The sequence below is a fragment of the Micromonospora rubida genome (genome assembly GCF_009908295.1).
GTDB classification, from domain to species: domain Bacteria; phylum Actinomycetota; class Actinomycetes; order Mycobacteriales; family Micromonosporaceae; genus Micromonospora; species Micromonospora rubida.
In genome coordinates this window covers 214,223-234,685 of sequence record NZ_JAAALO010000009.1, presented here as the reverse complement: position 1 = coordinate 234,685, position 20,463 = coordinate 214,223, and the positions used below count along the sequence as shown (strand labels likewise).

Below are 20,463 nucleotides of genomic sequence, written 5' to 3'. Positions count from 1 at the left end.
AACACGGCGGAAGAAGCGGGAGCGACATGCGTGGTGACCTGGTCAGGAAGCTGACCGCCCGGGTGGCGACCACCGGCCTCGCCGTGCTGGCGTTCCTCGTCCTCGCGCTGACCGGGGCGACCGGCTGGGGGCTGGCGCTCGCGGTGGCGGCCCTGGCCGCCGCCGGCTGGGAGCGCCGGATCCGGCCGGCCGCCGACAGCACCGCCGAGTCGGTGCTGCTCGCGGCCGGCATCCTGGTCGGGTACGCCCGCCGGCTCGACGCCGGCTTCGACCCGGCGCTGGCCGCCACGGCCCTGGTGCTGCTGGGGCTGGTGCTGCTGGTGGGCCCGCTGCGGCAGGCCGGGGACCTGGAGATCCGGGCCGCCAACCTCCCGGCCCGGTCGTGGGCCCCGCTGGTCGCCGGCCGGCTGGGCGACGCCCTGCTGGTGCTGCTCGCCGCGGTGGCGCTGGCCGCCGCGCTGGCGCTGCCGGCGTTCGTCGCCCTGCTGCTGGCGCTGGGCGTCGGCGCGGGCGTCGGGGCGGTGGCCCTGGACCTGGCCCGCCGGCGGTTCCGGCCGGGGACCGGGGGCGGGGCGGTGACCCGGGCGCTGCGGGCGCACCAGCCGGAGTTCCTGCTGCACTTCTCCGCCCCGCCGGGATCGGAGTACCAGGTCACCATGTGGCTGCCCTACCTGGAGCGGATCGGCCGGCCGTTCCTCGTGATGGTGCGGGAGCCGGAGTTCCTCGCCCCGATCGCCGCGGCCACCACGGCCCCGGTGGTGTACTGCCCCACCCTGAAGGCAATGGACGAGGCGCTGGTGCCGAGTCTCAAGGTGGCGTTCTACGTCAACCACGGGGCGAAGAACAGCCACTGCATCCGGTTCACCCAGCTCACCCACGTGCAGATCCACCACGGCGACAGCGACAAGGCGCCCAGCGCCAACCCGGTCTCGGCGATCTTCGACCGGATCTTCGTGGCCGGCCCGGCCGCGATCGACCGGTATGCCCGCGCCGGGGTGGACATCCCGGCGGAGAAGTTCGTCGTGGTCGGCCGTCCGCAGGTCGAGTCGATCGAGGTACGCCGGGAGCCGACCCCCGGCCTGGCGAACCCGACGGTGCTCTACACCCCGACCTGGACCGGGCACCACGCCGACGCGAACTACTGCTCCCTGCCGGTGGGCGAGACCATCGTCCGGGGGTTGCTGGCCCGGGGCGCGACGGTGATCCTGCGCGCCCACCCGTACACCGGGCAGAACCCGGCGTCGGCGCGGCAGCTCGCCCGGCTCGCGGAGCTGCTCACCGCGGACCGGGCCCGCACCGGCCGGCAGCACGTCTGGGGCGCTGCGGCCAGCCGGGAGATGTCCCTGGTCGACTGCGTGAACCGCTCCGACGCGCTGCTCTCGGACGTCTCCGGGGTGATCTCCGACTACCTCTACTCCGGCAAGCCGTACGCGGTCACGGACATGGGCGGCGACGGCGACCGGTTCGTCGAGCTGTTCCCCCTGGCCGGCTCGGGCTACGTGCTGCGGCGCGACGCGGCCAACCTCGACGAGGTGCTCGACCAGCTGCTCGACACCGACCCGCAGGCAACGGCCCGCTGGGCCACCCGCTCCCGCTACCTGGGCGACTTCCCCACCCAGCAGTACGCCGAGGCATTCCTCACGGCAGCCCGCCACGAACTGAACCCGACCTGGACTCCCCCCACCCCCCGCCCCACCCCGTCCTCCCCCACGCCCTCCCGCTTCCCGCATTGACCAAGGGGTTCGCGTCAGGGTTGAGACCGGAGCTGACCGGAACCTCTTGATCAACGCGGCCTCCCGTCCGAAGCCCCGTCCCGCCGCGCTGGTCGCCGCCTCCGCCCCTGTCGATCCCGCCCGACGTTCGTCCATCTTCCGGGAACTCCGTTCCGCGCCTTAGGACGGCCGCGGTGCCCGGCCGGGGTGAGACGGCACCGGCCCCGGCTCACAGGGAGAGCCGGGGCCGGTGGGGGGAAGGTGATCAGGCCGAGTAGCCCCTGGTCGCCGCCCAGTGCGCCAGGGCGGTGGTGCTGATCCAGTACGCCGGGGCGGCCGGGTTGGCCGAGTCGGCGATCCGCACGGTGCTGCCGTCGTTGCGGTAGCCGACGACGGCGATGTAGTGGCCGCCGGGGAAGGAGTGCCAGTCGCCGTCGACGTCGGTGGCGTCGCCGGCGATGTTCACCACGACGCCGCGCCCGGCACCGACCGCCGTCACCACGTCGGCCTGGAGCCGGTCGATCTGGGCCCGGGTGGCGGAGCCGCCCGCGATCATCCGGGTCCGGTACGGGTCGCCCTTGACCATCTCGTTGAGCACCCGGGTGGTGTCCTCGGCCGAGTTGGTGCCCATCTCGGTGGTGCCGAGGCGGCTGGCCAGCCCGTCCTGGGTGCCTTCGACGCCGGTGGCGGAGAGCGCGTTGCGAACCGCCGCGGGGCCGCAGTAGAAGTAGGTGGTCTGCGCCTGGTAGTCGTAGTCGAGGGACTTCGACGACGGCGGCTTCGGGGAGGCTGCCTTCGCCGTGGTCTGCTTCGGGGCCGCCTTGGTGGTCAGGTCGGGGTTCGGCGCAGCCGTGGTGGCGCTCGGCGACGCGGTCGCGCCGACCCGGGCCTGGGCGCGGCTGGCCACGCCGTCGAGGCGGGGTGCGATCTCGGCCACGGCGGCGTTGGTGGTCTGCCGCGGGGCGGGGGTGTCGTCGGCGCCGGCCAGCAGCACACCGGTGCCGGAGGCCAGCAGGAGCGCTGCGGCCGAGCCGACGACAACCTGGTACGGGCGCTCGGTGGCGAGACGCCGCAACTGCCGCTTGAGGTGGTCGTTCACGTGTTCCTCCACGGGGGGTGGGGCGGAGAGCGGGGCACCCGGGCATGCGTCGTCGCACGGCGGCGCGGACGAGACGTCCACGGCCGCTGGGGACCGCTCTGGGAAGACGCCCGGTCAGCCGGGCGTACGGGCGGGTGCGCGGGTCAGCTCGTCAGCCCAGGGGCGACGGACGCGGGCACCACTGCGCCGCAGTGGAGGAACAACCGGGGGATGGGGTCGCGCTGCACGAAGATGGCACTCCTTCCGACACCGCCTACCGGGTTAGCTGACGGATTCGGGCGGGAAGATCGCCCTACCGCGAGCCGTGGCCCGCGGATTCACCCCACACTGCACTGGGTCCCCGGTTCGTGATGTTCACGATTGAGCGGGTCGGCGCGGCGTCGCCTCTTGCGATCGGGTACCGCACCGGACGGGCCGACATTACTGGCCAGCCGAAGCCCTGCCAACCCCATCCCACCTGGCTAAACCCTCCCCGACCAACTTCCTTGCAGCACATTGGGAACTGACGTAACTCAATGGGACTGCGGGTCCTCGGGGTGCCGTTGGGCGACAACCGGACGATTGGTCGTGATCGTCGGCGAGTTGTGTCGGTCGATCCGCCCCGATGGGTCGACTGCCCGTTTGCCGGGTGCCGTGACCGGCATCACGAAGAATTCCGGGAGCGGCCACGCGACCGCCCGGGGCAGGGGTCCGGCGAAGTCGTCAGGTGATGCCGAGTCAGGGGCCTCGGCAAAGTCTTGAGGGTCTCCGGCTTGGCAGGTCCCAGGGGATGCGTGCGCTACCGACATCGTCGGCCCCCTGCCGGGTCGGTCTTCGCCGGGTCGGCCCCGTCGGCGAGCCGGTCGAGGATGGCGTGCACGGCCGGCGTGCGCGGCCAGGGTGTGCGCCATCGGGTCGGTCCACCCTCCGTCGGGTCGGTCCACCCTCCGTCGCCCCTTTGGAGCTGCCCCGTTTGTGCTACCGATGGAGCGGGCGCGTAAACGGGGCAGCTCCAAAGGGAGCCGACAGACAGGTCCCCGACCGGATGCGGCGGGGGGCAATCGTCCGGCCGCCACCCGGCCTGCCCGATGCGCGGGGCGGCATGGGGCGGCGTGGCGGCGACCTCCCGGGGCATTCGCGGGAGCGGAGACAGAGACAGCGCAGGACCGGCGAGACCGTGACCAAGGCCCTGGCCCTGGCCCTGGCCCTGGCCAGGATCTCGGATCATCCTCAAGCAGCGGAACAGGAGTCCCGGAGGCTGGATGAACTTCGGGCGGGATCGGACGCCCCGCGACTTTGCCGGGGCCCTGCCGCCCGGGGTCGGGTCGGGTCGGGTCAGCCGGCCCGGGCCGGGCGCCAGCGGGCGGCGGGGACGATGCGGCGGCCCGCCGCCGCCGTCGCGGCCCGGGGCGCGGGCGACCGGACGGGGCGGGCCCGCTCCGCGGCGGCGTACGCCTCGACGGCCAGCGCCCGGGCGGCCTCGGCGGCCAGCTCGGCGTCGCGCCAGGCAGCCCGCTCCCGGGCCGCCGCCGCCCGGTGGCCGGCCCGCCTCCCGTCCCGCACCGCCCGGGCCAGCACGACCTCCTGCTGGACCGGGTGCAGCCGGGGGTCCCAGCCGCCCCGGTGCGCGAAGACGTCGCAGAGCTGCCGGATGGACAGCTCGCCGCGCAGGTGGGCGGCCGTCGCGGCGTGGTGCAGCCAGCGCTCCCGGGCGGCGTACTCGGCGGGGGTTCGGGGGGTGCGCGGAGCCGGCAGGGACCCCGCGCCGGAGAAGCGCCGCGCGGCGGTCTCCGCCTCGTCGTACGCCTGCCAGGCCCGATCGAGGGCGGCCTGGGCGGTCAGCCACGCCTCGCGCCGCCGGCGGGCGGTCCGGGCGGCGCCAGCGGCGGCCACCCCCACCTCCTCGGCGTACCGACGCAGGTCGGTGGCCTCGTCGATGACCGGGTCGACGGCGGGCGGGGCGGGGTCGACCGCCGGCCGGTCCCGCTGCGGGCGGGCGACCAGGGCGGTGAGCACGCCGAGTGCCACCACGAGCAGCACCGACCAGATGGCGGCGGCCAGCGGCACCTCGACGAGGAACTGGTAGAGAACGATGTCCATGGTCGGCACCTCACGGAGGGCGGATGCGGGAAGCGGGCTCCGCGCGCCACCGGGCGGGGCGCGGGGGCGCCACCGGGCCGGGCGGACGGGTGCGGTGGTGAGGTTCGCGAGGGGGCGGTGTCGCGGGCGGGTCAGCCGCGCGGCGGCGCGCGGGACCCGGCGGTCGTCGGGGCGGGGCCGACGGGCATCCGGTACGCCGGGGCCGGGTCGACCACGGACCGGCCCGCCGGGCCGGCCGGGACCGCGCCGGAGTACGCGGGGGCGGCCGGGATGCCGGCGGCGACGGACAGGGTGCCGGTGGCGGCGGACAGGGTGCTGGCGGCGGCCCGGTCGGGGCCCGCCGCACACACCCCGGCTGCCAGAACGGGGCAGTGGTCGGACGCCCCGATGGCGGACGTGCTGCCGACCAGGGACCAGGCTGGCACGGGGCCGGCGTCGGGGGCCCCGATGACGGGCAGGCTGCCGGTCAGGGACCAGGCCGGGGCGTGGCCGCCCGGGGCGTCGGCGGGCGGCGCCGGGTCGAACGACAGCGATCCGGCGCCCAGCGAGAAGGCGACCGCGACGGCCAGGCTCGTGAGCATCCGGGCGGTCCAGCGCGCGACCCACCACAGGGGACAGACCGGCGCGACGGAGAGCACCCGCTCACGCTACCGAAGCCGGCGGCGGGGCGCATCGCTGGCGGGGCGTGTCGCGACGTCCCGATCGTCCGGCTCTCCCCGGCCCACCGGCCCGCCCGTCGCGGGCCCGTTGGCGGCACCCCGGCGGGCGGCGCGGGGACGGCCGGTCAGCGCCGCTCGGGCACGGCGACGTACTCGCGGGGGCGCTCCGGCCCGGGAGCGGCCGTCGTCGCCGGCGTGGGCGGCCCCGGCGGGTCGCCGGGGACGGTCCCGCGGCCGGGAGCCGGCGGGCGGGGTCGGCGGGGCGGCCCGAGCCGGCGGGTCAGCGGCATCTCGACCCACCGGTGCAGCAGCGCGGCCAGCCCCAGGTTCACCAGCAGGAAGCCGACCACGGCCAGCGGCCCCCACCAGCCGGGCAGCCCCACGCCGAGCCGGTCGGCCAGCCGCAGCACGGTGACCATGACGAAGACGTGCACCAGGTAGAAGGCGAAGGAGACCTCGCCGAGCCAGACCATCGGCCGGGACCGCCACGGCGTCCGCGCGCCGCGCACGTCCGCGTCGGCGGCGGCGGCGATGACCAGCAGGTACGCCGCCGCGAGCAGGGCCGTCCACAGCTCGGCGCGGATCCACTGCGAGGCGACGACCCAGGTCGCCACGAAGATCACGCTGGCCGCGGTGAGGCCGGGACCCCGCCAGCGCCCTCGGCGCAGCAACTCGGCGGCGGCGACGCCCATCCAGAACTCCAGGGACCGTACGACGGGGAAGACCTGGGTGAACCACCAGGTGCTCTCCTGCGGCACCAGGCGCTGACCGGGCCAGAGCGCCACGATCAGCAGCGGCACCGCGATCACCACCGCCCACAGCGCCCCGGGCCGCGCCCGGCGGACCAACGGCAGCGCGAACGGCAGGCAGAAGTAGAAGAACAGTTCGCAGGAGAGCGACCAGCTCACCGAGTTGACGCTGTAGAAGTAGCCGGGGGTCGGGTCCCAGGCCTGGAGCAGCAGGAGGTTCTCCACCGCGGCGCGGGGGTTGACCGGGTCGGCGAAGACCCACACGCCGGTCAGCAGCACCACACCCCACATCAGCAGGTGGTTGGGGTAGATCTTGGCGAGCCGGCGGCGCCAGAAGTCGCGTCGGCGGTCCCCGTCGCGGGCCGACCAGACCAACACGAAGCCGCTGAGGATGAAGAAGAACTCCACCCCGGACAGGCCCAGGGTGAACAGCCGGTCGATGACGGCCTGGTAGTCGGGCTCGGCGACGATCCGCATGGTGCCGACGTGGTACCCGAAGACCAGCAGGGCGGCGATCCAGCGCAGCCCGGTCAGCGAGGGCAGCCGGCTCGCCGGGCGGGCCGGCGGCTCGGATCGTACGACGGTCGGTGCGCTGGTCATGCCGGCGGCCCGTCCGTCCGCAGGGTCACCAGCACCGCGCCTCCTCGCCTCGTGTCGCCTCGGGCGGCCGCGCCGCTTCGTCGTGACAGGCCGGCGGGTGCCGCCCGCCGGGCACCCTACCCGCTGGGGCCGCCCGGCCCCCGCATCGGCGGTCGCCGGGGGACGCGAATGCCAGGAGCGGGCCTCCGATGGCCTACCATCGCGGTCTCGGAACCAACCGGCGTGCCCCGGCCTCGTCGGGCCACGCCGGGTCGGCGCCCACCGGCGCACCCCTGACGGGGCTGACACGACGAGAAGGACGGCACCGATGCACCAGCGGATCCTGCTCCGGGCCAAGAAGGGCCCGTTCGACGTCTACTCGCCGGAGGAGACATTCGAGCGCAACTGGATCGGCGACAACACCGGCAACCTCGTGTTCAGCCACTCGGCGCACAAGATCCTCCAGACCTCGACAGCGCAGATCACCCCGTCGGAGTTCCGGGCCAACCCGCGCGAGGCGGACGAGATCAGCGAGCGGTACGACGTCTTCGTGGTGCCGCTGGCGAACGCGTTCCGGCGCAGCTACGCCGCCCGGCTGGGCACCCTGACCCGGCTCATCGAGCGGCTGAAGATCCCGGTGGTGGTGCTGGGCGTCGGCGTGCAGACCGACGTCAAGGGCGACCGGGAGTACCTGCGACCGATCGACGAACCGGTGAAGGCGTTCGTGAAGGCGGTGCTCGACCGGTCGCACAGCATCGGCGTTCGCGGCGAGATCACCGAGGGGTATCTGCGTACCCTCGGCTTCTCCGCGGTCGACGTGATCGGCTGCCCGTCGATGTTCCTGCACGGCGACAGTCTGCGGGTGGAGAAGCGGAAGGCGACGCTCACCGTCGAGGACCGGGTGGCGCTGACCGTCTCGCCGTACGTCAAGTCGATGGCGAAGGTGATCAGCTCGCACCACCAGCGCTACCCGAACCTGCGCTACCTCCCGCAGGACCTCAAGACCCTCGGCACCCTGCTCTACGGCGACCTGCCCGAGGAGCGCGGCAAGACGGCCGCCATCCCGATCCACACCTCGCACCCGCTCTTCGTCGAGGACAAGGTGCGGATGTTCGTCGACCCGTGGACCTGGATGGACTACCTGTCCGGGTTCGACTTCAACTTCGGCACCCGCATCCACGGCACCATCACCGCGCTGATCGCCGGCACCCCGGGCTACCTGTTCGCGCACGACTCGCGCACGCTGGAGCTGGCCCGGTACTTCGACATCCCGCACCGGATCATGACGGACGTGCCGGCCGACGTGGACGCCGTCGCGCTCTACGACGAGGCGGACTACACCGCGCTGAACAACGGGCACAAGGCCCGATTCGACACGATGATGTCGTTCCTGGCGCGGCACGACCTCGGCCACACCTTCGCCGACGGCGACAGCGCGGCTCGCTTCGACCGGCAGGTCGCCGAGACGAGCTTCCCCCCGGCGGTCCGCGCCCAGACGGCCACCGACCCCGGCGAGCTGATCGCCCGGATCCAGTGGCTGCGCGACCGGAACCAGGAACTCGGGGAGAGCGTCGAGGAGCTGAACGCCCAGCGGCTGCGGACCCGGGTGCGGGCGGCGGTGGGCGGTCGGATGCGCAGGATGCTCAACCGCTGACCCTCCCGCTCGTACAGGCGTACGAAAGCGGCGTTAGGATGGGCGCATGTACGGTGCCGCCTACCAGCCGTCGATGCTCGACCTCACCACCGACGGGCCCGTGCTCGGCCGGCTCGCCGGTCGGCTGCGCCGGCACCGGCTCGACCGGGGCGCGTGGGTGGACCACCTGCCCGGCTGGGTCCTCGGCTCCGACCGGGTGCTGGACACCCTGCTCGCCGAGGTGCCGTGGCGGGCCGAGCGCCGCACGATGTACGACGCCGAGGTCGCCGTGCCCCGGCTGCTCTGCTGGTACGCCGCCCACCGGCCACTCCCCCACCCGGTGCTCACCGCCGCACGGGCCGCCCTGACCGCGCACTACGCGCCCGAGCTGGGCGAGCCGTTCGTGACGGCCGGAATGTGCCTCTACCGGGACGGGCGGGACAGCGTCGCCTGGCACGGCGACACCCAGGGCCGCTCCGCGCACACCGACACGATGGTGGCCATCGTCTCGTTCGGCTCGCCCCGGCCGCTGCTGCTACGCCCGCGCGGGGGCGGCGCGGGCCTGCGCTTCCCGCTCGGGCACGGCGACCTGGTGGTGATGGGCGGGTCCTGCCAGCGCACCTGGGAACACGCGATCCCGAAGACCAGCCGGCCCGTCGGGCCCCGGGTCAGCGTCCAGTTCCGTCCCGCCGGCGTCGCCTGACCCGCCGGGGCGCCCGACACCGTTCCGCCGGCACCGTTCCGCCGGTGCCCACTCCGCCCGGGTCCACCGGCCGAGCGGGAAGCGGAGACAACCCGGTCGGTTCCACCGCGACGGCCGTTCGGGCCAGGGCCCGCAGGACCGTGCGGCCGGAGACGATCCTGCGGGCGCACGGATCGGCGGGGCGGACCGAAAACGTAACGTGGTCGTCCACTTTCGGGTAACCACGGACTTCCAGGGCCGTGCTAGCTTGGCCGCGACCGTCACTCTCCGCATTGCTCTGGAGCTCTACGTACTCGTTGGACGCCCGACCACGCTAGACGCTGCGTTCGCTGGCCGAATGCGGCGTCGTCGGCGAGGTACTGGTCTCCGACAACGGCTCCACCGACGGCTCTCAGGAACTCGCCGAGCGGGCCGGCGCCCGGGTGGTGCACGCCCCCATCCGGGGCTACGGGGGTGCCCTGCTCAACGGCATCGACCAGGCCCGTGGGCGCTACATCATCATGGCCGATGGCGACGACTCGTACGCGCTGTCGGATCTCGGCCCCTTCATCGAGAAGCTACGCGCCGGGCACGACGTGGTGATGGGCAACCGGTTCCGGGGTGGGATCGCCCCCGGCGCCATGCCGCCCCTGCACCGCTGGCTGGGCAACCCGGCGCTGAGCTGGCTCGGGCGGATGCTGTTCGGGCTGTCCGGCGTACGGGACTTCCACTGCGGCATGCGCGGCTTCGACGCCGAGCGGATCCGCGCCCTCGGCCTCTGCATGCCGGGCATGGAGTTCGCCTCCGAGCTGGTGGTCCGCGCGTCGCTGGCCGGCTACGACATCGTCGAGGTGCCGACCACCCTGTCCCCCGACGGCCGGTCCCGCCCGCCGCACCTGCGCACCTGGCGGGACGGGTGGCGGCACCTGCGCTTCCTGCTGGTGTTCGCCCCGCGCAAGACCCTGGTCCGGCCGGGTGGCGCGCTGGCCCTGCTCGGGCTGGTCGGGGTGGGGGCGCTCACGCCCGGCCCGCTGGCTCTCGGCCCGATCAGGCTCGACGTCGCCTCTCTGGTCTACGCGTGCCTGATGGTGCTGGTCGGGGCTCAGCTCATGCTCTTCGGCGGCCTCGCCGAGATCTACGGACGGCAGGAGGGGCTGGCCCCGCCGCGCGCCTCGGACCGGTGGATCCGCCTGCTGCGGCTGGAGACCAGCGCCACCGTCGGCCTGCTGCTGCTCGCCGCGGGCGGGGCCGGCACCGGCGCGGCCGTCTGGTACTGGGGGCTCGACGGGTTCGGCGACCTGAACCCGCTCGCGACCCTCCGGGTGGTGCTGCCGTCGGCCACCGCCATCGCGCTCGGCGTGGTGGTGCTCTTCTCCGGGCTGGTCGGCAGCCTGCTCACGCTCCGCCCGACGCATCCGACGCCGGCCGTGGTGCGGCAGCCCCGCCGGGAGCCGGAGCTGCCCGCCACCGGCAGCTCCGACCAGCACGACGCCGCGACGGACTCGGTGCTCGCCGGGTAGCCGATCCCGGGCCGGCCTCCGGCGGCGGGGGCAGCGTGCCGCCGCCGGAGGCCGGCCTGCTAGAAACAACTCCCAGGGTCGTCCACGCCCCCGTCAGCACCTCGACGCGAAGGGCGCACCATGACCCAAACCCCCACCGAGCCGCGCTCCCGCTGGTCCCCGTGGTCCCTGCACGGCGACGGCCGGTCCGTCCGCCCCGGCGACGTGGTCCACCCCGACGAGCGGCTCTCCTGGCCGCGCACCCTCGGGATCGGCGTGCAGCACGTGGTGGCGATGTTCGGCGCCACCTTCACCGTGCCGCTGATCACCGGCTTCCCGCCGAGCACCACGATCTTCTTCTCCGGCATCGGCACCCTGCTCTTCCTGCTGCTCACCGGCAACCGGCTGCCGTCGTACCTGGGGTCGTCGTTCGCGTTCATCGCCCCGGTGCTGGCCGCGAAGGCCGGCGGGGACATCGGCCCCGCGCTCGGCGGGATCGTGGTGGCCGGCGTCGCGCTGGCCGTGGTCGGCGTGGTCGTGCAACTGGCCGGGGCGCGCTGGATCGACGCGCTGATGCCTCCGGTGGTCACCGGCGCGATCGTCGCCCTGATCGGGCTGAACCTCGCCCCGGTCGCCTGGGACGGCGACGGCAGCGGCACCGGAGTCAAGGCACAGCCGCTGATCGCGGTGATCACCCTGGCGGTGATCCTGCTCGCCACGGTGGCGTTCCGGGGCTTCCTGGCCCGGCTGTCCATCCTGCTCGGCGTGGTGGTCGGCTGGCTGCTGGCCGCCGTCCTCGGCGAGTTGGACCCGAAGGCCGTCGACGGGCTGCGCGAGGCGGCCTGGGTCGGCCTGCCCGACTTCCACGCACCGCAGTTCAGCCTGCGCGCGGTCGTGCTGGTGATCCCGGTGATCCTGGTGCTGATCGCGGAGAACGCCGGGCACGTCAAGGCGGTCGCCGCGATGACCGGCCGCAACCTGGACCGGGACATGGGCCGGGCGTTCCTCGGCGACGGCCTGGCCACCATGCTCGCCGGCTCCGGCGGCGGCTCCGGCACCACCACGTACGCGGAGAACATCGGCGTGATGGCGGCGACCCGGGTGTACTCGACCGCCGCGTACTGGGTGGCCGGGGTGGCGGCGGTGCTGCTCGGGCTCAGCCCCAAGTTCGGCGCGCTGATCCTCACCGTGCCGGCGGGGGTGCTCGGCGGCGCGACCACCGTCCTGTACGGCCTGATCGCCGTGCTCGGCGCCCGGATCTGGATCGAGAGCCGGGTCGACTTCCACAACCCGGTCAACCTGATGACCGCCGCCGTGGCCCTCATCGTCGGGGCGGCGAACTACACCCTCACCGCCGGCGACCTGTCGTTCAACGGCATCGCCCTCGGCACCGCTGCCGCCCTGGTCATCTACCACGGCATGCGCCTGATCGCCCACCTCCGAGGCACCACCCCGAAGCCCCACCAAACCCCCGAACCCGAACTCTGACCCCACCCCGCCCGCCCCTCCCCCTGCCAGGTTGATCAAGAGGTTTGCGTCGCCCGAGGAGCTTGGGCTGACGCAAACCTCTTGATCGACGCGGACTTGCGGGAGTGGAGGGGGTGGGACTAGTCGCGTTCGATCTGGTGGCCGATTGTTGAGGGGCCGAGCATGACGGCGAAGCCGCTGCCGTCGCGGCGGGGGTCGGACGGGGGCAGGTCGACCGGGTCGCCGGTCGCCGTCGCCCCGACCGGGCGCGGGCCGATCCAGGCCACCACCAGGTCCGTCTCGCCCCTGAGGAACCGCTGCGCGCGCACCCCGCCGGTCGCCCGCCCCTTGGCCGGGTACGCCCCGAACGGCGTCACCTTCACCGTCGCGCCCGTGGAGGTGACCACCATCGGCTCGCCGTGCCCCGGGTCGTCGGTGTGGATCGCCCCGAAGAAGACCACCCTGGCCTCCGCCGGCAGGTTGATACCGGCCATTCCGCCACCCTTGGGCCCCTGCGGGCGGACCAGCGACGCGGCGAAGCGCAGCAGCGACGCCTCGGAGGAGACGAAGGCGAGGGTCTCGGTGCCGTCGGCGAGCCAGCTAGCCCCGACCACCTCGTCGCCCTCGCGCAGGCCGATCACCTCAAACTCGTCCGAGCGGACCGGCCAGTCCGGCGAGCACACCTTCACCACGCCCTGCCGGGTGCCCAACGCCAGCCCCGGCGACCCCTCGGCCGGCGCACCGAGCGGGGCCAGGCCGACCACCGTCTCGCCGGGCTCCAGCGGCACCAGCTCGGCGGCGGACATGCCGCCGCGCAGCGACACCGTGCCCGCCTGCTCGGGGAGCACCGGCAGCGGCAGCACGTCGACCTTGAACGCCCGGCCCGCGCTGGTCACCAGCAGCACCCGGCCCCGGGCCGTGGAGTGCACGACCGCGCGTACCGCGTCGTGCTTGACCCGGCCGCTGCGCCGGCGCCCCTCGGATGCCTCCTCCGACTCGGCCGCGGTCCGGGCGACCAGCCCGGCGGCGGAGAGGATCACCTGGCACGGGTCGTCGGCCACCTCGAGAGGACCGGCCGGCGCGGACGCGGCCAGCACCTCCTTGAGGTCGCCGTCGACCAGGGTGGTGCGCCGATCGGCGCCGAACTGCTTCACCACGGCGGCCAGCTCGTCGGAGACGACCTTCCGCAGCACCTTCTCGTCGTCGAGGATGGTGGAGAGCTGGGCGATCTCCTTGCGGAGCTGCTCCTGCTCGGCCTCCAGCTCGATCCGGTCGAACTTCGTCAGCCGGCGCAGCGGGGTGTCCAGGATGTAGCCAGCCTGGATCTCGGAGAGCTTGAACTGGCGCATCAGGCCGTCCTTGGCGGCCTGGGCGTCGTCGCTGCCCCGGATCAGCCGGACCACCTTGTCGATGTCCAGCAGCGCGATGAGCAGGCCGTCGACCAGGTGCAGCCGCTCCTCGCGCTTGCGCCGGCGGTACGCGCTGCGCCGCGTCACCACCTCGTAGCGGTGCCGAAGGAAGACCTCCAGCAGCGCCTTCAGCCCGAGGGTCCGCGGCTGGCCGTCCACCAGCACCAGGTTGTTGACGCCGAAGGACTGCTCCAGCGGGGTGAGCCGGTAGAGATCGGCCAGCAGCGCCTGCGGATTCACCCCGACCTTGCACTCGATCACGAGCCGGGTGCCGTTCTCCCGGTCGGTGAGGTCCTTGACGTCGGCGATGCCGGTCAGCCGCTTGGTCTTGTTGACCTCGTTGGTGATCGCGGCGATGACCTTCTCCGCGCCCACGCCGTAGGGCAGCTCGACAACGGTGATCGCCTGCCGGCCCCGGCTGCCCTCCAGGGGGCCGATCTCCACCCGGCCGCGCATCCGGACCACGCCGCGCCCGGTCTCGTACGCCCGGCGCACCTCGTCCAGGCCAAGCAGCACGCCGCCGGTCGGCAGATCCGGCCCGGGGACGAACTCCATCAGCTTGTCGAGGTCGGCGTCCGGGTGGTTGATCAGCCACCGGGCGGCGGAGACGACCTCGCCCAGGTTGTGCGGGATCATGTTGGTGGCCATCCCGACCGCGATCCCGGACGCCCCGTTGACCAGCAGGTTCGGGAACGCGGCCGGCAGCACGGTCGGTTGGGTGAGCGAACCGTCGTAGTTCGGCTCGACGTCGACCGTGTCCTCGCCCAGCTCGCCGACGAGCAGCATCGCCTCCCGGGACATCCGGGCTTCGGTGTTGTGGTTGACGAAGCCGCCGGCGAGGAACGAGTGATCGGCCGTGTCGACCCGGACCGAGTAGACTTCGGCCGGCTCGCAGCTCACCACCTCGGTGACTCTCTCGAAGCGATAACCCGAGTCCATGATCGGCAGGATCGTCGTGAGGACCTCTGTCTGCTTGATCCGGTCGATGATGCGCAGACGTTCGGTCTCCCAGCGCTCGACCCGATCGAAGTTGTGCTTGGTCAGCCACTTCCGGCCGCTGCCCCGCCGATCGAAGTCCAGCGCGCCGCGAACATAGTCGCCGACGAACGGGACGTGGTCCTTGCTGAGGCGGTGCGGACGCAACGGCGAGTGGACCAGCAGCTTCTCCAGCTTCGCCTGCTTGGTGCGAAGGAAGCCGACCCGATGCGCGAACGCCCTGATGTTCCGCAGACCCGAGACAACCAGTCGGTGCTCGATGGAACCGCTCGAACGGGTGTACTTGCGCCGGCAGGCGATGACACCGAACTCCGCCAGCAGTTCCTGCACTTCCCGCACGAGTCGCTCGCTGTAGCTGGTGTATTGGATGGTGAAGCTCTCATTCGCCACCCGGACACCGCCGTCGCCCTCGAAGAGAGCCATGAGGAAGGCCCGCTTCACGCCCCATCCGCCGGTCCAGACGAATTGCGGGACGAACTTGTCCCGTGCCTGGTGGCCGATGAACTCGCCCAGTGGACCCGCCCGGAAGGCATCCATCCCCCCGGCGTGCTCCTGGACATCCAACTCCCAGATGCGCTTGCGGTCGCGGCGGGTGTGCCGTTCACTCACGTAACGCTGGCCGCCCACGATCTGGTCGTAGGCGTGCAGCACCTCGTCGAAGAAGTGCTCGTCGGTGTTGTTGAAACCAGCCCTGGAATCGCTCGCCCACCCCTCTGACGCCCAGGCGCCACCGAGCACACCGAGCATGTACTCCCTCGCCGTGGGAACCACCTGCGACCAGGCGTTCCGCGCGATACAAACGACCGCGCCGGGGGTGATCTCCTCGAGTCGCCGCCACTGGAACAGCGGCACGCCAAGCGGAGCCTCGAGACAGAGCACCAGATGATTCTCGCTTCCGCGCAGCGAGAAGCCCGAATCGGTACCGATGCGAATGGTGGAGTGCACACCGGAATTGAAGACCTTGGTCACCTGGACGGCTTTCCCGTCCTTGTCGAGGACCTCGAAGTCGACGTCCGCCTCGCTGTCCGGCGCAAGGTCGACGAGATCGGCGATCTGAGGGCTCGATCCGTCCGGCAGACGAATCCGGGTCTCGCCCGTGACGCAGTAGCGCGCGGCGGCCGGGCCGTCGTCGGGAGATCCGAAGTTGCCGTGCCCGTCGATGAGCGGGGCGTTGAGCGAGAAGTCCTGGGCCAGCCGGACCATCGCGTCGTAGATCGCGGTGTCGCCGTGCGGGTGGTACCGGCCCATCACGTCGCCGACCACCCGGGCCGACTTCACGTGCGCCCGGTCGGGGCGGTGACCCGCCTCGTGCATCGAGTAGAGGATGCGCCGGTGCACGGGCTTGAGGCCGTCCCGGGCGTCCGGCAGGGCGCGGGAGTGGATCACCGAGAAGGCGTACTCCAGGTAGGAGTCGGAGACCTCGGTGACCAGCGGATTGTCGAAGACCCGCGCGCCGGCCTGATCGAAGGCGGCAAGGTCGGCCCGGGGACCGGTGTTCTTACGGCGTGCCATGGTTCAGCTCTCTCCTCGGCGGGCCACGGTCGGGCGGCGCTGCCCCCGGGGGGCAACGGTCTGGCGGCGGGCGGCCCTCATGCGTCGATCGCGTCGCGGTCGACCCGGTCGGCGGACTCGATCAGCCAGTTGCGGCGCGGCTCGACCTTCTCCCCCATCAGCAGCTCCAGGATCCGCTCGGCGGCGTCGACGTCGTCGAGGGTGATCCGGCGGACCGCCCGGGTGGCCGGGTTCATCGTGGTGTCCCACAGCTCGTCGGCGTTCATCTCGCCGAGGCCCTTGAACCGGGGGATCGGGGTGACGATCTGCTTGCCGGCCTTCTCCAGCTTGCGGACCAACGCCTCCATCTCCGCCTGGGTGTAGGTGTAGGTAGTCTGCGGGTTGCGCCCCTTTGTGGTGATCTTGTGCAGTGGCGGCATCGCGGCGTAGAGCCGGCCGGCCTCGATCAGCGGGCGCATGTACCGGGCGAAGAGCGTGATCAGCAGGGTGCGGATGTGCGCGCCGTCCACGTCGGCATCGGCCATGATCAGCACCCGGCCGTACCGCAGCGTGGACAGGTCGAAGGTGCGGCCGGAGCCGGCGCCGAGCACCTGGACGATCGCCGCGCACTCGACGTTGTCGAGGACCTGCTGGAGGTTGGCCTTCTGCACGTTGAGGATCTTGCCGCGGATCGGAAGAAGCGCCTGGTACTCGGCGGATCGGGCGAGCCGGCCTGTTCCGAGGGCGCTGTCCCCCTCCACGATGAACAATTCACTTCTGTCGATGCCTGTCGCGCGGCAGTCGACCAGCTTCGGGGGCATGGACGCGCCCTCCAGGGCGGTCTTGCGGCGGGCGGCGTCCTTCTGCTGCTTCTGGGTCAGCCGGACCCGGGCCGCGTCCACGATCTTCTGGAGCACCGTGCGGGCCTCGGCCTTGTTGCGGCGGTCCTCCAGCCACGCCTTCAGGTGCGCCTCGATCAGCCCCTGGAGCACCTTGGTGATGCCGGCGGTGGACAGCTCGTCCTTGGTCTGCGAGGTGAACTGCGGCTCGGGGATCCGCACGTGCACCACGGCCGTCATCCCCTCCAGGACGTCGTCCAGGGTGGGCGCGTCCTCCTTGGGCCTGAGCAGGCCCCGGGCGCTGCGGGCCGCGTCGGCGAGGGTGCGGGCCATGGCGCGCTCGAAGCCCTTGCGGTGGGTGCCGCCGTGGGCGTTGCGGATGGTGTTGGTGAAGCACTCGACGGTGCGTTCGTAGCCGGTGCCCCAGCGGAACGCCACCTCGACCTCGGCGCGTCGCTGCACGTTGGACTGCATGACGCCGTTGGCGTCGGCCGCGTTCTCCCGGTAGGTGCCCTCGCCGGTGACCAGCAGGGTCCCGGAGACCGGCCGGTCGCCGGCCGGGGCGAGGAACTCCACCATGTCGGTCAGGCCGGCGGGGAAGTGGAACGTCTCCTCGACCGGCTCCTCACGGGTGAGGTCGCGCAGCAGGTAAGTCACGCCGGGGACGAGGAACGCGGTGTTGCGCAGCTTGAGCCGGACCGCCTCGGCGTCCAGCGTGGCGCCGGTCTCGAAGTATCGGGCGTCGTGCCAGTAGCGGATCGAGGTGCCGGTCCGCGCGCCGCGCTTCATCGCGCCGGCGACCTGGAGGCCCGGGCCGGCGGTGAACGTGGCGTCGGGGCCGGGGCCGTCGAAGGCCCCCGGCACGCCGTGCCGGAACGACATGCTGTGCACCTTGCCGTCGCGGCGGACCGTGACGTCGAAGCGCCGGGACAGGGCGTTGACGGCGGAGGCGCCGACGCCGTGCAGGCCGCCGGAGGTCTTGTAGCCGGAGCCGCCGAACTTGCCGCCGGCGTGCAGCCGGGTGAGCACCAGCTCGACGCCCGAGATGCCGGACTTGGCGTGCACGTCGGTGGGAATGCCCCGGCCGTCGTCGTCGACCTGCACCGAGCCGTCGGCGTGCAGGATCACCTCGACGCGGGTGGCATGACCCGCGACGCCCTCGTCGGTGGAGTTGTCGAGGATCTCGTTGACGAGGTGACCCACGCCACGGCTGTCGGTGGAGCCGATGTACATGCCGGGGCGTTTGCGGACGGCGTCCAGGCCCTCCAGGTGTGTCAGGTCGTCGGCCCCGTAGAGCATCTCAGGCTGTGCGGTCAACTTGGTCGTACTCCCAGGTCTCGGCGGTGTGGTGCCGCTCACCGGCTCGATCACATCGCGCGGCGCGCCGCAGCGAGCCTAACCGGGAGGTGGGACAGGACGTAGGCACCCCGCAGTGTGCGGGTCTCCCCGCCGCCTGCGGTCGCCCTGCCAACCGGGCGGCCCGGAGAACGCCCACCTCTGCGGCAACGCCACCGATCCCGGAATTCATCCCGGGCGGCCACCCCCGACGACACACCCGCGCCACAACCCGGCCCCCACCCGGCGGTGCCGGACACCCCGGCCCGAATCCCTGCGGGGACGCCCCGGACGTTGACGGTCGTCACTCGCCCGTGATGTGATCACCGCCTCATAGAAACTTTCATATTTCCATGGATTGATGGAGGACGCGTATGTCCGTGTTCCGTCGTACCGCGCTCGCGGTGGTGCTGACCGTCGCGGCGGCGGCGCTGTCGGCCGCCGTCGCGCCGCCCGCCCCGGCGGTGGCCGCCCTCCCCACCGCCGCCGTGGCGCTCGGCGACAGCTTCATCAGCGGCGAGGGGGCCGGGGCCTACTCCCCGGTCGTCGACGTCAACGGCCTCAGCCAGGGCTTCCCCGGCTGGACCGCGCCGAACAGCAACGCCTACTTCTGCCACCGGTCCCCCAACGCCTCGCTGTTCCAGGCCAACCTGCCGGGCATCCAGGACCGGTTCAACCTGGCCTGCTCGGGCGGGCAGCCGTACGACATCGGCAACGCGTCGGTCAACCGGACCAAGGGGCGCTCGGTCGCCTCCCAGCTCGACCAGCTCCGCGCGGTGGGCCAGACCCACGACATCGACCTGGTGCTGGTGGGCCTGGGCTCGAACAACAGCTCGTTCACCTTCGGCAGCGTGGCGGAGAAGTGCGCCAACCGGTTCATCGCCGACGCGTGGACCGGCTGGTGGGAGTTCTGGGCGTACCTCGGCGGGCCGGTGCCGCAGGAGCCGTGCAGCGACGCCGACCTGGCCACCGCGGCGCAGCTGAGCGCCGCGACCGCGGAGACCACGGCCGCCGTACGACAGATCCTCACCACCCTCGACCAGATCGACGCCGACGGCCAGCACCGGATCGTGTTCCAGGACTACACCAACCCGCTGCCGTTCGACCTCGCCTCGAACTACTGGGAGGAGGACGGCCGCCAGGACGACCGGGACAAGTTCCGGGACCTCGGCGCCGAGCGGTACGCGGCCGGCTGCCCGATCCACCGGGCCAGCCTGCGGCCCGGGCACAACTTCTCCGCCGGGCTGGGCACCCTGGTCAGCTCGGTGCGGACCACGCTGGCCAGCGAGTTCCCCGCCGCCGACCTGGTCTACCTCAACGTGCAGCGGGCGTTCGACGGCGCCCGGCTCTGCGAGCAGCCGACCAGCCCGTCCGGCTCGCTCGCCACGCCGATCCGGCTCCAGGACGGCGCGACCGGCACCTTCGTCACGAGTCTCGCCGGCAAGGACAAGATCGCCATCCAGCGGATCGCCAACACCTGCGTGAGCTACTTCCAGACGTGCCAGGAGTCGTGGCACCCCAACGTGGCCGGGCACCAGGTGCTGGGCCGCTGCCTGGCCGGGGCCGCCTCCACCACCGCCCGCGCGGTGGCCTGCGTCCGCGCCGGGGACGGGACGATCAGCGTCGGCTGACCGCCCGCCGCCGGCGAGAAGGGGCCCTCGTTGCCGGGGGCCCCTTCGTCAGCTCCGGCCGAGGGTGAGCAGGAGGGGGCCGGTCGGGCCGTCGACCAGGTCACCGAGCCGCGTCTCGTCGAGGACGGCGAGGAACGCCTCCTGCGCGCGGCGCAGCTGGCCACGCAGCCGGCAGCCGGCGACCAGGGGGCAGGCGGGCTGCTCGCAGGAGACCACCTCGTCGTCGCCCTCGAAGGCCCGCACGACCGCGCCGACGGTGAGCTCGCCGGCCGCCTCGGCGATGGCCACCCCGCCGGAGCGGCCCCGGATGGTCACCAGCACCCCGATCCTCTGCAGCCGCTGCACCACCTTGGCGACGTGGCTGCGCGGCAGCGCGAGCTGTTCGGCCAGCTCGTCCACCGTCGTACGGGCCTGGGAGGCGGCGGTCAGCATGGCGATCCGCAGGGCCATGTCGGTGGACCGGTTGAGCTTCACGCACCGACCCTAGCCACCGCGGACGCGCCGTGCCCCGGGCCGGACGACCCGCCCCCGGTGTGATCCGGGCGACTACGCAACCGGGACTTTCGACCCTGAAGAGGTATTTGAGATTCCTGTTTATTGGGCA

11 protein-coding genes, 4 pseudogenes and 1 riboswitch are annotated in these 20,463 nt (G+C 72.8%); of the genes and pseudogenes, 6 read left to right on the top strand and 9 right to left on the bottom strand.

Annotation, left to right across the window (positions count from 1 at the left end; genetic code table 11):
• The first annotated feature begins 26 nt into the window (after nucleotides 1-26).
• Nucleotides 27-1,733: a CDP-glycerol glycerophosphotransferase family protein gene (locus GVV04_RS26820; RefSeq protein WP_161691745.1), complete on the top strand. Its 1,707-nt coding sequence runs from the start codon at nucleotides 27-29 to the stop codon at nucleotides 1,731-1,733.
• A gap of 244 nt (nucleotides 1,734-1,977) precedes the next feature.
• On the opposite strand, the gene GVV04_RS26815 is transcribed toward GVV04_RS26820, so the two are convergent.
• The 4 genes from GVV04_RS26815 to GVV04_RS26800 all read right to left on the bottom strand — a co-directional run bounded on the left by GVV04_RS26815 (nucleotide 1,978) and on the right by GVV04_RS26800 (nucleotide 6,898).
• Complete coding sequence (locus GVV04_RS26815) at nucleotides 1,978-2,811, bottom strand: C39 family peptidase (protein WP_161691743.1); 834 nt, start codon at nucleotides 2,809-2,811, stop codon at nucleotides 1,978-1,980.
• A 235-nt stretch (nucleotides 2,812-3,046) separates the two neighbouring features.
• Nucleotides 3,047-3,188: riboswitch (cyclic di-AMP (ydaO/yuaA leader) on the bottom strand.
• 937 nt (nucleotides 3,189-4,125) lie between these two features.
• The gene (locus GVV04_RS26810; protein ID WP_161691741.1) at nucleotides 4,126-4,890 is read right to left on the bottom strand and encodes a hypothetical protein; all 765 of its coding nucleotides are present in this window, start codon (nucleotides 4,888-4,890) and stop codon (nucleotides 4,126-4,128) included.
• A gap of 131 nt (nucleotides 4,891-5,021) precedes the next feature.
• Nucleotides 5,022-5,528 carry a hypothetical protein gene (locus GVV04_RS26805; protein ID WP_161691739.1) on the bottom strand — a complete coding sequence of 169 codons (507 nt, stop codon included), beginning with the start codon at nucleotides 5,526-5,528 and terminating at the stop codon, nucleotides 5,022-5,024.
• A gap of 146 nt (nucleotides 5,529-5,674) precedes the next feature.
• Nucleotides 5,675-6,898, bottom strand: a complete 1,224-nt coding sequence (locus GVV04_RS26800; protein ID WP_161691737.1) for an acyltransferase family protein — start codon at nucleotides 6,896-6,898, stop codon at nucleotides 5,675-5,677.
• 307 nt (nucleotides 6,899-7,205) lie between these two features.
• On the opposite strand from GVV04_RS26800, the gene GVV04_RS26795 reads away from it, so the two are divergent.
• The 4 genes from GVV04_RS26795 to GVV04_RS26780 all read left to right on the top strand — a co-directional run bounded on the left by GVV04_RS26795 (nucleotide 7,206) and on the right by GVV04_RS26780 (nucleotide 12,179).
• On the top strand, nucleotides 7,206-8,531 hold the full coding sequence (locus GVV04_RS26795) for a polysaccharide pyruvyl transferase family protein (RefSeq protein ID WP_161691735.1): 1,326 nt from the start codon (nucleotides 7,206-7,208) through the stop codon (nucleotides 8,529-8,531).
• Between the two features lie 46 nt (nucleotides 8,532-8,577).
• On the top strand, nucleotides 8,578-9,213 hold the full coding sequence (locus GVV04_RS26790) for an alpha-ketoglutarate-dependent dioxygenase AlkB (protein WP_161691733.1): 636 nt from the start codon (nucleotides 8,578-8,580) through the stop codon (nucleotides 9,211-9,213).
• A 320-nt stretch (nucleotides 9,214-9,533) separates the two neighbouring features.
• Nucleotides 9,534-10,712: a glycosyltransferase family 2 protein gene (locus tag GVV04_RS26785; protein WP_161691794.1), complete on the top strand. Its 1,179-nt coding sequence runs from the start codon at nucleotides 9,534-9,536 to the stop codon at nucleotides 10,710-10,712.
• A 120-nt stretch (nucleotides 10,713-10,832) separates the two neighbouring features.
• Nucleotides 10,833-12,179: a uracil-xanthine permease family protein gene (locus tag GVV04_RS26780; protein WP_161691732.1), complete on the top strand. Its 1,347-nt coding sequence runs from the start codon at nucleotides 10,833-10,835 to the stop codon at nucleotides 12,177-12,179.
• A gap of 119 nt (nucleotides 12,180-12,298) precedes the next feature.
• On the opposite strand, the pseudogene GVV04_RS34595 reads toward GVV04_RS26780, so the two are convergent.
• The 4 pseudogenes from GVV04_RS34595 to GVV04_RS26770 form a co-directional block, all read right to left on the bottom strand.
• Nucleotides 12,299-14,630: pseudogene (locus tag GVV04_RS34595) on the bottom strand (DNA gyrase subunit A); the annotation flags it as partial.
• 143 nt (nucleotides 14,631-14,773) lie between these two features.
• Nucleotides 14,774-15,415: pseudogene (locus GVV04_RS34590) on the bottom strand (LAGLIDADG family homing endonuclease); the annotation flags it as partial.
• Nucleotides 15,416-15,448: 33 nt separating this feature from the next.
• Nucleotides 15,449-16,075: pseudogene (locus tag GVV04_RS34585) on the bottom strand (DNA gyrase subunit A); the annotation flags it as partial.
• A gap of 77 nt (nucleotides 16,076-16,152) precedes the next feature.
• Nucleotides 16,153-18,421 (bottom strand): annotated as a pseudogene (locus tag GVV04_RS26770) (DNA gyrase/topoisomerase IV subunit B).
• Between the two features lie 181 nt (nucleotides 18,422-18,602).
• Here GVV04_RS26770 and GVV04_RS26765 point away from each other — a divergent pair.
• Entirely contained in the window at nucleotides 18,603-19,859 is a 1,257-nt protein-coding gene (locus GVV04_RS26765; RefSeq protein ID WP_161691726.1) for an SGNH/GDSL hydrolase family protein, read from the top strand.
• A gap of 48 nt (nucleotides 19,860-19,907) precedes the next feature.
• Here GVV04_RS26765 and GVV04_RS26760 read toward each other — a convergent pair whose 3' ends face one another.
• The gene (locus GVV04_RS26760; protein ID WP_161691725.1) at nucleotides 19,908-20,333 is read right to left on the bottom strand and encodes an RrF2 family transcriptional regulator; all 426 of its coding nucleotides are present in this window, start codon (nucleotides 20,331-20,333) and stop codon (nucleotides 19,908-19,910) included.
• Between the last annotated feature and the right edge of the window lie 130 nt (nucleotides 20,334-20,463).

Excerpts from the sequence above, each read along its gene's own strand:
- GVV04_RS26820 (WP_161691745.1), top strand. The coding sequence starts at position 27 with ATGCGTGGTGACCTGGTCAGGAAGCTGACCGCCCGGGTGGCGACCACC.
- GVV04_RS26810 (WP_161691741.1), bottom strand. The coding sequence starts at position 4,890 with ATGGACATCGTTCTCTACCAGTTCCTCGTCGAGGTGCCGCTGGCCGCC.
- GVV04_RS26800 (WP_161691737.1), bottom strand. The coding sequence starts at position 6,898 with ATGACCAGCGCACCGACCGTCGTACGATCCGAGCCGCCGGCCCGCCCG.
- GVV04_RS26795 (WP_161691735.1), top strand. The coding sequence starts at position 7,206 with ATGCACCAGCGGATCCTGCTCCGGGCCAAGAAGGGCCCGTTCGACGTC.
- GVV04_RS26790 (WP_161691733.1), top strand. The coding sequence starts at position 8,578 with ATGTACGGTGCCGCCTACCAGCCGTCGATGCTCGACCTCACCACCGAC.
- GVV04_RS26780 (WP_161691732.1), top strand. The coding sequence starts at position 10,833 with ATGACCCAAACCCCCACCGAGCCGCGCTCCCGCTGGTCCCCGTGGTCC.
- GVV04_RS26765 (WP_161691726.1), top strand. The coding sequence starts at position 18,603 with ATGTCCGTGTTCCGTCGTACCGCGCTCGCGGTGGTGCTGACCGTCGCG.